The sequence below is a fragment of the Streptomyces sp. NPDC031445 genome (assembly GCF_055581365.1).
Genome location: NZ_JBVIJO010000017.1, coordinates 1 through 12,797, shown reverse-complemented (window position 1 = coordinate 12,797; position 12,797 = coordinate 1). Strand labels below are relative to the sequence as shown.

The window sequence follows — 12,797 nt, the reverse complement described above, 5'->3', positions numbered from 1 at the left end:
TCCCGCCATGGACATGGACCGAGCCAGACCCCGGCTCAGCCGGCGCCGGCTGCTCAAGGGCGCGGCACTCGCCGCCGTCCCCTACGCGCTGCTCCCCGAGCCGCGGGCCGGCGCCCAGAGCGCGGCTGTCGACTATCCGCCCGCCGAGTGGCACGCGGCCAGCAGCTCCAACTACACGGCGTCCGCCCGCCCCGGCGACTACACCATCGACCGAGTGATCATCCACGTCACACAGGAGACGTTCACCGACACGCTGGCGATCTTCAGCAACCCGCAGAAGAAGGTCTCCGCGCACTATGTGGTCCGCTCGGCGGACGGGCACGTCGCCCAGTGCGTCCACGAGACCGACATCGCCTGGCACGCGGGCAACTGGAGCTACAACACGCGCAGCATCGGCATCGAGCACGAGGGCTGGATCGACCAGCCTGCCTACTTCACCGACGCCCTCTACGAGGAGTCGGCGAAGCTCACGGCGGCGATCTGCGCCAAGTACCGCATCCCCCGGGACAGGGAGCACATCATCGGCCACTACCAGGTGCCCGGAACCGACCACACCGACCCGGGGCCGGACTGGGACTGGGTGCGGTACATCAGAATGGTCAACTTCGCCTAGGAGGGCCTCTCGTCCGGACCATGCCGGGCTCGCGGGCCCTGGCACCCCGCCCTGGTCCGGCCTGATCCAAACGGAAGGCCCTAGCCGGAGGCGGAGCCGCCGTCGCACCGGTTGTCCGCGCGACCGCCCGGGGCGACGATGGTCCCAGCCGCCGTGGCAGCCGTTGTGTCACCGCTGAGCCGACCGCACCACCGCCCGGAGCCGCCGTAGGCCGTATCACCGTCCCGTACCGCACCGCACCACCACCGTTCCACTGTCCGGGAGGCCGAGTTGAGCGATCCGTGGGTTGCCCTGGAGCCGGGGGCCGACCCCGCCGAGCGGGTCCGGTTGCTGCGCCGGGCGCACGAGACGTTCACCACGGTGGGCACGGTGCCGCGCCCGGTGCGCTCGGTGGTGGCGGAGTCGTGGCGGCGCAGCGCGCGGGCCGGTGTCGGGCCGGACGGCGCCGCCAGCGTGGAGCTGACCGACGACGATCTCGGCGCCTACCGCGCGGAGCATCCGCTGTCCCGGGTGATGCCCCTGTTCCGGGAGTTGATGGGCACCTTCGCGGCCGATGGCGAACATCTGCTGGCGGTGTGCGACGCGCACGGCAGGCTGCTGTGGGTGGAGGGGCACGCGGCGACCCGGCGCCGCGCGGACCGGATGAACTTCGTGCCCGGTGCCCGGTGGTCGGAGAGCACGGTCGGCACCAACGCGCCGGGCACCGCGGTCGCCGTGGACCGGCCCGTGCAGGTGTTCGCCGCGGAGCACTTCATACGGCAGGTGCAGCCGTGGACCTGCGCCGCCGCTCCGGTGCACGATCCACGCACCGGTCGGGTCCTGGGGGCCGTGGACATCACCGGCGGGGACGGGCTCGCCCATCCGCACAGTCTCGGCTTCGTGCGGGCGGTGGCGCGGGCCGCCGAGGCACAGCTCGCCCTGCTCGTCCCGCCGCGCGCCGCCGGGGAGGGGCCGCTGCTGAGCGCGCTCGGCCGCGACGAGGCCGAACTCGCCGTGGGAGAACGCCGGATCAGGCTCAGCCGTCGGCACAGCGAGATCCTCGTGCTGCTGTCACGGCATCCCGAGGGCCTGAGCGGCGACGAGCTGCTGTGCGCGCTGTACGCGGACGAGTCGGTGACCCCGGTGACGCTGCGCGCCGAGCTGGCGCGTCTGCGCAGACTGCTCGGTCCGGGGCTGCTCGCCTCGCGGCCGTACCGGTTGACGGCGGCGGTGGAGTCGGACGCCACCGTGGTCGAGCGGCGACTGGAGGCGGGGGCGCTGACGGCGGCGGCGGAAGCGTACACCGGCCCGCTGCTGCCCGGTTCCCAGGCCCCGGCGATCGTGCGGCTGCGGGAGCGGCTGGCCGGCGGGCTGCGCTCCGCGCTGATCGCGCACGGCGACCCCGATCTGCTGGCGGACTGGGCGCACGCGCCGTGGGGTGAGGACGACCTGGAGGTGTGGCGGGCGCTCGCCGCCGTACGCCCGACTGCACCGGTACGGGCCCGGCTCGCCACGCTGGAGGCCGAACTGGCGGCACCGGCCGGCCGGGCACGGGCGCGGAGCCGCGACGCAACGTACTTGCAACGTCCGCGTCCCTAGCCTCGCGCCGAGAGCTGCCCAACGGCGGGCAGCGCTGCACCGGGAGGCAACCAGGATGACTCGTTACGCGGCGCCGGGCACCGAAGGCGCGATCGTCTCCTACCAGGCGCGCTACGACCACTACATCGGTGGCGCCTATGTGCCGCCGGCGCGCGGGCAGTACTTCGAGAACCCGTCACCGGTCAACGGTCAGCCGTTCACGGAGATCGCGCGCGGTACCGCGGAGGACGTCGAGCGGGCGCTGGACGCGGCTCACGAGGCCGCGCCCGGGTGGGGTCGTACCCCGGTCGCGGAGCGCTCCGACATCCTGCTGAAGATCGCCGACCGGATGGAGGCCCACCTGGAGCCGCTGGCGGTGGCCGAGAGCTGGGAGAACGGCAAGCCGGTCCGGGAGACGCTGGCCGCCGACATCCCCCTCGCGATCGACCACTTCCGCTACTTCGCCGGGGCGATCCGCGCGCAGGAGGGCTCGCTGGGCGAGCTGGACGACGACACGGTGGCGTACCACTTCCACGAGCCGCTCGGGGTGGTCGCGCAGATCATCCCGTGGAACTTCCCGATCCTGATGGCGGCCTGGAAGGTGGCGCCGGCGCTCGCCGCGGGCAACGCGGTCGTCCTCAAGCCGGCCGAGCAGACCCCGGCCTCCATCCACTACTGGCTGAGCCTGGTCGCGGACCTGCTGCCGCCGGGTGTGCTGAACATCGTCAACGGATTCGGCGTGGAGGCGGGCAAACCGCTGGCGTCGAGCCCGCGGGTGGCGAAGGTCGCGTTCACCGGGGAGACCACGACGGGGCGGCTGATCATGCAGTACGCCTCGGAGAACATCAAGCCGGTCACCCTGGAGCTCGGCGGGAAGTCGCCGAACATCTTCTTCGACGACGTGTGGGCGCACGACGACGACTTCCGCGACAAGGCGCTCGAGGGCTTCACGATGTTCGCGCTCAACCAGGGCGAGGTCTGCACGTGCCCGTCCCGGGCACTGATCCAGCGCGGTCACTACGCGGAGTTCCTGGAGGCGGCCGTCGAACGCACCCGGCGCATCAAGCCGGGTCACCCTCTGGACACCGAGACCATGATCGGCGCGCAGGCATCCAACGACCAGCTGGAGAAGATCCTCTCCTACCTGGACATCGGCCGCCAGGAGGGCGCGAAGATCCTCACGGGTGGCGAACGCATCGACGCTGAGGGAGAGCTGAAGGGCGGGTACTACGTCCAGCCGACCATCTTCGAGGGCGACAACCGCATGCGGATCTTCCAGGAGGAGATCTTCGGCCCGGTCGTCTCCGTGGCCTCGTTCGACGACTTCGAAGACGCGGTCAAAATCGCCAACGACACGCTGTACGGCCTGGGCGCGGGTGTGTGGACCCGGGACATCAACACCGCCTACCGCGCGGGGCGCGCGATCCAGGCGGGCCGTGTGTGGACCAACTGCTACCACGCCTATCCCGCACACGCGGCGTTCGGCGGCTACAAGCAGTCGGGGATCGGCCGTGAGACGCACAAGATGATGCTGGAGCACTACCAGCAGACGAAGAACCTCCTGGTGTCGTACTCGCCGAAGAAGCTCGGCTTCTTCTAGAGGCACGCGGAAAGGCGCCTGACCTGGGTATTCACCCGTCAGGCGCCCTTCACTCAACCCGCCCTCGACCGAGCCCGGCTTGCGCGCTAACTCCCAATTCCTCCCACGACTGCACCCCTCCTGACCAGTGCTTCCGGACCAGCCACGGACCAAACCTCCGGTTCAGCCCTCGGGTGCGTCACCTTGACTGACGCGCTGCCACTCGTTCATGGACTGCTCGATGAGACGGTTCGCCTGCTCTCGAAGGCCGTCAAGGAACTTGGCGTAGTGGCGAATGAGAACCTCGATGCTCTGGCCGGCGCGGCGGGCGCACTCGGCCGGGTCCACTCCGGAGTAGAGCCAGAACGAGATCCCGGCGTGACGGAGATCGTAAGGCCGCTTGGCCAGGCGAGAAGTGCGCTCAGTTCGAGTCAGGGCGTATTCCCGGGCCCGCGCCCATGTGATGCCGTAGGCGGCAGCGTCCACGTAGTTACCAGCCTGGTTCCGGAAAAGTCGACCGTCAGGTGCCACGTCGACGCGAAGCGCCACGACCGAGGCCCCTGGGCAGTTGGTGGAGATGTCTGACGTCTCAACCACGCTGCTCGGGGCCTCGCTGGTCATCCATCCTGCCGCACTTGACCTGTCCCATGCGCTCGTGGAGTGGGTCACCATGCTCATCGTCACCCGTGAGGGTGACCGGCGCTGCAAGCTCCGCCCGTCCCAACGCGCGATGGTGGCACTGGTGTACCTGCGCGAGCACACCACCCTGGCGAAGATCGCCGCCGGGTTCGGCATCAGCGAGTCCACCGCCCACGCCAACACCAGCGCGGTCGTCCGTCTCCTCGCCGAACGCGCCCCAGGCCTGCTGAAAGTCCTGCGCGAGCACGGTCCGGACTTCGTCCTCCTGGACGGCACGCTCGCCGAGTGTGACCCGGTCGGCGACTCACGGGCCGACTACTCCCACAAGCACCGCCGCCACGGGGTGAACGTGCAGGTGGTCGCCGATCCGGACGGCCGGCTGCTGTGGCTCTCGCCCGCACTGCCGGGCCGCTGCCATGACCTGACCGCCGCCCGCACCCACCGGATCATCCGCATCTGCGAGCGCCAGGGCGTCCCCATCCTGGCCGATCTCGCCTACCAGGGCGGCGGCCCCTGGCTGACCACGGGCATCAAACGCAGGCCCCTGCAGGAACTCACCCCCATCGAGAAGACCGTCAACCGGGCCCTGGCCGCGGCACGGGCACCGGTCGAACGCGGCGTCGCCCGCTTGAAATCCTGGCGGATCTTCCGCAGGTCCCGATGCAGTCCGAACCGCATGACGTCAATTGCCAAAGCCATCCTCACCCTGGAACGTCAAGGATTAAGAAGCTCAGTGAAGCTCTTTCATCCTGTGCTGGGGGGTGAAATGGGCTGGTCAGTGGGTGTGGTGACGAGGCAGGGCCCCTCGTCGTTGGCGTGGTGATTCCACTCAGCACACCGGCGACCGAAGGGGCCCTGTTGGTTCCGTATCGTGCCACGCTCGACGTCCCGCATGAGCTCGTTGAGCACGTTGCCTGGCTGCTGTACGAGCACCGCCGCGCACGTAACACCCGCTGGCGGAAGCTCGGCTGCTTCGACCAGGCACTGCTCACGCTGGTCCATCTGCGCAAGAACGAGACGTTCGCCCAGCTCGGCGCCGGGTGCGCGATATCGCAGGCCACCGCCTGGCGCTATGTGGACGAGGCTCTGGAGGTGCTGGCTTCCTGGGCCCCAGGCCTGCATGAAGCCCTCACCGGCCTCGGTGAGGGCGACCACGTCATCGTTGACGGCACGCTGATCCCCACCGACCGCGTCCACGCCGATCAGCCGTACTACTCGCAGAAACACAGGAAGCACGGCATGAACGTGCAGGTGATCGCGCGCCCTGACGGCACACCCCTGTGGTTCTCCCGGGCGACGCCCGGCCGCACACATGACCTGACCTCGGCCCGTGCCCACGGCATCGTCCAGGCCTGCCTGACCCGGCAGATCCTTGTGCTGGCGGACCGGGCCTACCAGGGCGCCGGCGCCACCTTCCGAACCCCGTACTACCACCACGGCGAACAGCCCGAGCACTACCAGCAGTTCAACCGCGACCACGCCCGGCTCCGAGCCCCCGGCGAACGCGCCTTCGCCCGACTCAAGTCCTGGCGCATCATGCGCAGAGCCCGCTCCTCCACCCGCCGCATCAGCCGCACCGTCCAAGCCATCCACACACTACTGACCTGCGACTATTCAGGATGAAAGAGGTTCACTGAGCGTTTTCAGCGTTGACGCTCCAGGGTGAGGACGGCAGCGGAGACTGACGACAGGCGGTTGGGGCTGCAACGGGCACGGCGGAAGATCTGCCAGGCCTTCAGCCGCGCGACGCTTCGTTCAGTAGCCGGCTGGGACCCGCCCGCCTGCGTTTCCGGGACAGATACGACTCGTGGCTGCTTTACGATGCGATACATGTTGAGGACACCCGTGTGTGAGCTTCTCGGGATCAGCGTGCCCGTCGTCTGTGCTCCTTTCGGTCCATGGGATCAGGTGCAGCTGGCAGCAGAGGTCTGCGAGGCGGGGGGTATGGGCAGCCTCGGCACGGCCGTGCGATCATTGCCCCAGCTCAGGGAGCAATGGAATAGCCTGAGAGGACTGACTGCACGGCCATTCGCCGTGAATCACACCATGCGCCCTTTCGACGAAGAGGCATTCGCAGCCACTCTGGAAGAGCGTCCGACAGCCGTCTCTTTCCACCTGGCTGTCCCGGCAGACCTGATCGCCCGAGCTCACGACACGGGTATCTTGTGGATCCAACAGGTCTCAGACGTCCGTCAGGCCACTTCGGCACTGGAGTCCGGAGCGGATGTGCTCGTTGCGCAGGGTGGCGAGGCAGGTGGCCACAGCGGAGATGTGGCCACCATGGTGCTCGTACCACAAGTCGTCGACCTTGCAGGCCAGACCCCCGTCCTTGCTGCCGGCGGCATCGCGGACGGACGCGGCCTGGCTGCCGCCCTCACACTGGGCGCACAGGGCGTCGTCATGGGTACTCGATTCCTTGCCTCCCACGAAATGAACGTCTCTCATTCGTGGAAGCAAAGAATTATTGAGTCGGACGGCTCTGACGCGGTCAAGGTAGTGAACAGCGACAGGGTGATGCCACCGTTCAGTCGCCCGGACGGTTTCGGAGTCCCCAGATCATTGCGAACACCGCTCGTCGACATGCTTCGCGACAATCCGGAACTTGTCGACTCCGCTGAGGCGTCATCACGCCTGTTGAACGCAGTAATTGAGGGGCGCGGGGACGAAGACATGCCGTTCACTGGCCAGTCCGCAGGACTCATCCACGATATTCTCCCGGCGCGCGAGATTGTCACGAGAATGCTGCGGGAGGCGGAAGATGCCCTGCGGAGGGTAGATTCATTTCGCTGACCCTGAGCAGCCCACGCTGGAGTCGTCTTCGCCGGTGATGGCGGGCCGGCCGAGCGTGAGGCGAGGCGGATGATGCGCATCCCATCGGGACGCGTCGCCGGAGGCCACAGTTGACTGCACCACTACTGAGCGTTTTCAGCGTGGTCGCCGATCGAGTGACGGAGGCGACGTGAGGGTGGGGCCCGTAACGGACAAGGCTCCCGTGCCGTTGAGGGAGGTGTTCGAAGTCTCAACCCATCGGTGCAGGAGGCCTGTTGGTTTCCGTATCCTGCCGCAATCGACCTGCCCCACGCCCTGGTCGAGTGGGTCACGATGCTCATCGTCACCCGCGAGGGTGACAGGCGGTGCAAACTGCCGCCGCACCGACGTGCGCTCGTCGCTCTCGTGTACCTCCGACGTCACGACACCTTGGCCCGCATGGCGGCCGGCTTCGGGATGTCCGTCGGCACCGCCCACGCCTACGTCACCAGCGTCGTCGGCCTGCTCACCGAACGCGCCCCCGGCCTGCTGAAGACGCTGCGCGAGCACGATCCCGGCTTCGTCCTGTTGGACGGAACCCTCGCCGAGTGCGACCGTGTCGGCGACAGTCGTGCCGACTACTCCGCCAAACACCGCCGCCACGGCGTGAACGTGCAGGTCATCACCGATCCCGCCGGTGAGGTGCTGCGGATCTCGCCCGCACTGCCGGGCCGCACCCACGACCTCACCGCAGCCCGCACACACAAGATCATCCGGTATTGCGAGCGACAAGGTATCCCGATCCTCGCCGACCGCGCTTACCAAGGCGCCGGCCCCTGGGCCACCACCGCACTCAAACGGCCACCCGGCGGTGAACTCACCCCCACTCAGCGCACCATCAACCACGCCCTCGCCCAGGCGCGAGCACCCGTCGAACGCGGCATGGCACGACTGGGGTCCTGGCAGATCTTCCGCAGATCCCGCATCAGCCCCAACCGCATGTCCGTCATCACCAAGGTCATCCTCACCCTGGAGAAGCAACGCTGAAAAGGCTCACTGTCACCCGCGCGACGAACCGGCGTGCCCCGACCACTCCAGGAAGGGCCCCCTCGTAAGGGGGCCCTTTGCGGATGAGGATCACGCCGACACGGGCCCCGGCCGTTCGGGCCCGCTGGACGTAGTCAGCGGAGGCGCGGGGGCTGGTCACCCTGTCCCGCTCGCCGTGCATGACGACGGCGCGTTTTCCGCTCAGCTGCCCGGCGGGTTCCCCTGGCGGAAGCCATGGCGCGAGAGCGAGGACGCCGTGTACCTGCGGGTGAGAAGCTGCCCGCAGGGCTGCCCTGCCCCCCATGGAATGGCCGATGAGGATGGTCGGCACCGCTCCTGCGATCTGGTGCAGTTCCCTGAGGGCGCGGTAGGTGTCGTGCAGGGGATCGTTGTGGTTCCAGCCGCGGTGGCGGTAGCGCACGTGGGCCAGAACGATGTCGTCCAGGGGCATGGCGGATGCAGCCGACGCGGAGGACGGGGCGCATTCTCAGTGCCGTCAAGTGCCAGGGCTGCGATGTCTGGCAGCTGTCCGCCCGTCCCCCGTGCAGGCTGACGATCGCCGCCCGCGGCTGCCGCGGGCAGTGCCGCAGCCGCAGCGCCGACGTTGCTGACTTTCCTTCGTGTTCTTGCACGGTCGACACGATCCCCTCCTTCCTGGTGTCACTGTGCAGTGACATCTCGCGCACGGAATCCGCAGCCGTCGGCAGAAAGGCTTGGTGCACATCAGCATCGGACGGCGTGTGCCGTGTGGCCGCTTCCCAGCATCGGCTTGCCGGTCATGCGCCATGCCGACATGAGGGCTTCGCCGGTGTCCGGGTAGCGCGCTCGGGTTGTCCAGGCCGTTGTGAGCGGTCTGCGGTCGGCAGCGCATTACCTGTGGTGGTCATGGCACGCGGCCGGCCGGCGGCTGCTGCCGCAGGCGCGTGAACATGACGATTCTGCGGTCTCGGGCGAGGGGGTGCGGGTCCGGCGGTCACTGAGGACAGGGTGGCGCTCGCCGGTGCGACGGCTGAGTGAGCGGGCGGCGACCGGTAGGGGGCTGCGGTCGGCTCGCCGCGGCGTGCTGTAGGGCGACGTGGTGCGGATCCCGGTCAGCGTCCCGGTCAACGCCTGCGCGGCAACAGGGTCGACGTGATCGACTTGCTTGCGCAGGCGCCTCCGAGCAGTGCCACGCATGCCCCAGGGGAGCGAGTCCGGCGATGCTTGCCGGCGCTCAACTGGATAATCCGTAACGGAATGCACGGTGGATTGGTCTGAAATCTTTTTTCACCTGATCAGGTCTAAGACCAATCCGGCCTGCGGGCAGAACCGGATTCCCCCCGTGAGGGATGAAGAGAAGGATCAGCGAGTACGGCCAGGGTGGCCGCGCCTGGCGCTGGGTGCGCTGAGCGGGGTGCTGGCCGGCTTCACAGCGCTGGCGGTGGCCGAGCTGGTCGCGGCAGCGGTGCGTCCGCAGTCCAGTCCGGTCATCGCGGTGGGCGGCGCCTCCATCGACGCAACGCCCGCTGCGGTCAAGGACTGGGCGATCCGCCACTTCGGCACCAACGACAAGCTCGTGCTGCAGCTCGGCATCCTAGTCGTGCTGGCCGTGCTGGCCCTGGTGCTGGGTTCGCTGGCAGTGCGGTATCGGCGGGTCGGAGCCGCCGGGGTCCTTCTCTTCGGAGTCGTCGGGGCGGCAGCGGCCGTCAGCCGCCCCGACTCCAGCAGCCTCACCGACGCACTCCCATCCGTCGTCGGGGCCGTTGCCGGAGCGCCGCTCTTGTACGTGCTGGTGGGCCGCCTCACCGCGGTGAGGCGGCCAGCAGCGTCGACATCCGAGTCGGCGACCGAGGAAGCGGGAGACGCTTCGCCTCCGTCCCCAGGCTGGGACCGCAGGGGCTTCGTCCTCGCGGCCGCATCCGCGGCAGCGGCCTCTGCTGCGGTCGGCGCGGTCGGCCGGTCCCTGAACGCCTCGCGCGGCCAGGACGCGATCGCCTCCCGTAAAAAGCTCGTGCTGCCTTCTCCCGGGTCACCGGCGCAACCGGTCCCCAAGAGGGCCGGAATCCGCGTCCCAGGGATCAGCTCCTTCGTCACCCCCAACCCCGATTTCTACCGGGTCGATACCGCACTGGTGGTGCCCAAGGTGGACGCCACCGCCTGGCGCCTGCGGATCCACGGCAGGGGCGTACAACATCCCAGCACCTACACCTTCGACGACCTGCTGCGCAGGGAGCTGATCGAACGGGACATCACCCTGACCTGCGTCTCCAACGAGGTCGGTGGCCCCTATGTGGGCAACGCCCGCTGGATCGGCGTACGGCTGGCCGACCTGCTCGCCGAATGCGGCATCAAGCCTCCGTCCCAGGGCGGGCCGGCAGACCAGTTGGTGTCCCGGTCGGTGGACGGCATGACGATCGGCAGCCCGGTCGAGGACCTCATGGACGGCCGCGATGCCATGCTCGCCCTCGGCATGAACGGCGAGCCGCTGCCCTTCGACCACGGCTTCCCCGTGCGCATGATCATCCCGGGCCTGTACGGATTCGTCTCCGCCTGCAAGTGGATCAAGGACATCGAGCTCACCACGTTCGACTCCTACGACCCGTACTGGGTCAAGCGCGGCTGGGCCCGCAAGGCCCCGATCAAGACCGCCTCGCGGATCGACACCCCCAAGCCCTTCGGCCGGCCCAAGGCCGGCACGGTGATGATCGCCGGAGTCGCCTGGGCCCAGCACCGGGGCATCGACAAGGTCGAGGTCCGCATCGACGACGGCCCCTGGCAAGAACCCGACCTGGCCGCCGAGGACACCCGCGACACCTGGCGCCAGTGGTCCCTTCCCTGGCAGGCCACCAAGGGCGGCCACACCCTCACCGTCCGCGCCACCGACCGCACCGGCACGGTGCAGACCGACAAACGCACCCGCACCATCCCCGACGGCGCCAGCGGATGGCACTCCGTCGTAGTGACCGTCGAGTGATCACAAGAGGCCCTGTGCCCCTTCCCAACCACCGTTCCGCAACACCACAAGCGCAGCCGTATCACGCTGCACCTTCCGACAGGAGAACACGATGAACACCCGTATCCGCCGTAGCGCCGGACTCTTCGCCGCGGCCGCCGTGCTGCCCCTGGCCCTGACCGCCTGCTCCACCGGCAGCAGCGACTCGGGCAAGTCCGACTCCTCGAACAAGGCATCGGCTCCCGCCACCAAGAGCAGCGACGACATGGGCAGCGGCTCGAGCAGCAACGCGAGCGGCATGGACCAGCCGTTCGGCCCCGCCTGTTCCGCCGTGCCGAAGAACGGCGCCGGCTCCTTCGACGGCATGGCCAAGGACCCGGTCGCCACCGCCGCCTCCAACAACCCCGCACTGTCCACCCTCGTGACCGCAGTGAAGAAGGCCGGCCTGGTCGACACCCTCAACAACGCACAGAACATCACCGTGTTCGCGCCGACCAACGACGCCTTCAACAAGATCCCGAAGGCCACCCTGGACAAGGTGCTGAACGACAAGGCCCAACTGACGAAGATCCTCACCTACCACGTCGTCGGCAGGAAGCTCACGCCGAAGGACCTGGAGAACGGCTCCTTTGACACGCTGGAGAAGTCCAAGGTCATGACCTCCGGCTCGGGCGAGTCCTACACCGTCAACGACTCCGCCAAGGTCGTCTGCGGCAACGTCAAAACCGCCAACGCCAACGTCTACATCGTCGACACCGTCCTGATGCCCAAGAGCTGACACCACCGCGAGCCGAGGACGCGCGTCCTGCCCGGTCGCCTTGACGGGAGCGACTCAGGCGGCACGCGTCCTCCTGGCCGGGGCACCCGCCAGGCGCCCGACCGGCAGGGCCTGGCGGGTGTCCCTCATCAGAGGGCTGGGCTGCAGACCCCCGGGCCTGCAGCCCAGCCCTCTGATCTTGCCGTTCACCCGTCCGGGGAGGGAGACACCATCATGGAACAACCGTCCGATGCGGCGTCGAACGCGCGGAGCCCCCGCTCCGAGAACCGGCGCCGCACGGCCGTCATCGGCAGCGGAGTAGCGGGACTGACCGCGGCTCACATCCTGGGCCGCGCCCACCATGTCACCCTCTACGAGGTCGACGAACGGCTGGGCGGCCACGCCCACACCCACGACCTGACCGCCTCCGACGGACGCACCCACCGCGTCGACTCCGGTTTCATCGTGCACAACCGCCGCACCTACCCCAGCCTCCTGCGCCTCTTCCGCGAACTCGGCGTGGCCACACAGGAGTCGGAGATGAGCATGTCCGTACGGTGCGAGGGCTGCGGACTGGAATACGCGGGCGCCCGTGGCCTTCGCGGACTGCTCGCCCAGCCCCGCAACACCCTGCGCGGGCCGTACCTGCGCATGCTGGCCGAGGTGCCGCGCTTCCACCGCGCCGCCCGGCGCCTCCTGGAGACCGGCCCCGATGAGACGCTGACGCTCGGCGCCTTCCTGGACGCGGCCGGATTCTCGTCCTACTTCCGCGCCCACTTCATGACGCCGGTCGTGTCCGCGGTGTGGTCCTGCGACGCGCAGACGGCCCTTAAGACGGTGTCCTATGTGGTGAGGTGGACGAGTCTCTTGTAGCAGCACAGGGCGGCGGCGAGGCCGAGAAAGGCCAGGTAGTTCCGGGGATTGC

Annotated in this window: 10 protein-coding genes and 3 pseudogenes; 10 read left to right on the top strand and 3 right to left on the bottom strand. The window is 68.7% G+C overall.

The window, feature by feature from the left end; genetic code table 11:
* Positions 1 to 13 precede the first annotated feature (13 nt).
* From ACZ5DC_RS34900 to exaC, 3 genes are all read left to right on the top strand, one after another.
* The gene (locus tag ACZ5DC_RS34900) at positions 14 to 613 is read left to right on the top strand and encodes an N-acetylmuramoyl-L-alanine amidase (protein ID WP_468659808.1); all 600 of its coding nucleotides are present in this window, start codon (positions 14 to 16) and stop codon (positions 611 to 613) included.
* Between the two features lie 270 nt (positions 614 to 883).
* Complete coding sequence (locus ACZ5DC_RS34895; protein WP_468659553.1) at positions 884 to 2,191, top strand: GAF domain-containing protein; 1,308 nt, start codon at positions 884 to 886, stop codon at positions 2,189 to 2,191.
* A gap of 55 nt (positions 2,192 to 2,246) precedes the next feature.
* Positions 2,247 to 3,770, top strand: a complete 1,524-nt coding sequence (gene exaC / locus ACZ5DC_RS34890) for an acetaldehyde dehydrogenase ExaC (RefSeq protein WP_468659551.1) — start codon at positions 2,247 to 2,249, stop codon at positions 3,768 to 3,770.
* A gap of 162 nt (positions 3,771 to 3,932) precedes the next feature.
* On the opposite strand, the gene ACZ5DC_RS34885 is transcribed toward exaC, so the two are convergent.
* A complete protein-coding gene (locus ACZ5DC_RS34885) occupies positions 3,933 to 4,298 on the bottom strand; it encodes a hypothetical protein (protein ID WP_468659549.1) in 366 nt (121 codons plus the stop codon).
* Between the two features lie 64 nt (positions 4,299 to 4,362).
* Between ACZ5DC_RS34885 and ACZ5DC_RS34880 the strand changes: the two are divergent.
* Positions 4,363 to 5,106 (top strand): annotated as a pseudogene (locus ACZ5DC_RS34880) (transposase); the annotation flags it as partial.
* Between the two features lie 98 nt (positions 5,107 to 5,204).
* Positions 5,205 to 6,011: an IS5 family transposase gene (locus ACZ5DC_RS34875; RefSeq protein ID WP_468659547.1), complete on the top strand. Its 807-nt coding sequence runs from the start codon at positions 5,205 to 5,207 to the stop codon at positions 6,009 to 6,011.
* Positions 6,012 to 6,031: 20 nt separating this feature from the next.
* Here ACZ5DC_RS34875 and ACZ5DC_RS34870 read toward each other — a convergent pair.
* Positions 6,032 to 6,145 (bottom strand): annotated as a pseudogene (locus ACZ5DC_RS34870) (IS5/IS1182 family transposase); the annotation flags it as partial.
* Positions 6,146 to 6,209: 64 nt separating this feature from the next.
* On the opposite strand from ACZ5DC_RS34870, the gene ACZ5DC_RS34865 reads away from it, so the two are divergent.
* Positions 6,210 to 7,178 carry an NAD(P)H-dependent flavin oxidoreductase gene (locus tag ACZ5DC_RS34865; RefSeq protein WP_468659545.1) on the top strand — a complete coding sequence of 323 codons (969 nt, stop codon included), beginning with the start codon at positions 6,210 to 6,212 and terminating at the stop codon, positions 7,176 to 7,178.
* Positions 7,179 to 7,490: 312 nt separating this feature from the next.
* Positions 7,491 to 8,183, top strand: coding sequence for a transposase (locus ACZ5DC_RS34860; protein ID WP_468659543.1), 693 nt, complete (start codon positions 7,491 to 7,493; stop codon positions 8,181 to 8,183).
* On the opposite strand, the gene ACZ5DC_RS34855 is transcribed toward ACZ5DC_RS34860, so the two are convergent.
* On the bottom strand, positions 8,161 to 8,634 hold the full coding sequence (locus ACZ5DC_RS34855; protein WP_468659541.1) for an alpha/beta fold hydrolase: 474 nt from the start codon (positions 8,632 to 8,634) through the stop codon (positions 8,161 to 8,163). The genes ACZ5DC_RS34860 and ACZ5DC_RS34855 overlap by 23 nt on opposite strands.
* Before the next feature lie 870 nt (positions 8,635 to 9,504).
* Between ACZ5DC_RS34855 and ACZ5DC_RS34850 the strand changes: the two genes are divergently transcribed.
* From ACZ5DC_RS34850 to ACZ5DC_RS34840, 3 genes and pseudogenes are all read left to right on the top strand, one after another.
* Positions 9,505 to 11,136 (top strand): molybdopterin-dependent oxidoreductase, encoded by a 1,632-nt coding sequence (locus ACZ5DC_RS34850; protein ID WP_468659539.1) that lies wholly within the window; start codon positions 9,505 to 9,507, stop codon positions 11,134 to 11,136.
* Between the two features lie 91 nt (positions 11,137 to 11,227).
* The gene (locus ACZ5DC_RS34845) at positions 11,228 to 11,893 is read left to right on the top strand and encodes a fasciclin domain-containing protein (protein ID WP_468659537.1); all 666 of its coding nucleotides are present in this window, start codon (positions 11,228 to 11,230) and stop codon (positions 11,891 to 11,893) included.
* A 213-nt stretch (positions 11,894 to 12,106) separates the two neighbouring features.
* A pseudogene (locus ACZ5DC_RS34840) lies at positions 12,107 to 12,706 on the top strand (NAD(P)-binding protein); the annotation flags it as partial.
* Between the last annotated feature and the right edge of the window lie 91 nt (positions 12,707 to 12,797).

What these genes read in the sequence shown, in the direction of transcription:
- ACZ5DC_RS34865 (WP_468659545.1), top strand. Translation starts at nt 6,210, where the DNA reads ATGCGATACATGTTGAGGACACCCGTGTGTGAGCTTCTCGGGATCAGC.
- ACZ5DC_RS34845 (WP_468659537.1), top strand. Translation starts at nt 11,228, where the DNA reads ATGAACACCCGTATCCGCCGTAGCGCCGGACTCTTCGCCGCGGCCGCC.
- ACZ5DC_RS34860 (WP_468659543.1), top strand. Translation starts at nt 7,491, where the DNA reads ATGCTCATCGTCACCCGCGAGGGTGACAGGCGGTGCAAACTGCCGCCG.
- ACZ5DC_RS34900 (WP_468659808.1), top strand. Translation starts at nt 14, where the DNA reads ATGGACCGAGCCAGACCCCGGCTCAGCCGGCGCCGGCTGCTCAAGGGC.
- exaC (WP_468659551.1), top strand. Translation starts at nt 2,247, where the DNA reads ATGACTCGTTACGCGGCGCCGGGCACCGAAGGCGCGATCGTCTCCTAC.
- ACZ5DC_RS34855 (WP_468659541.1), bottom strand. Translation starts at nt 8,634, where the DNA reads ATGCCCCTGGACGACATCGTTCTGGCCCACGTGCGCTACCGCCACCGC.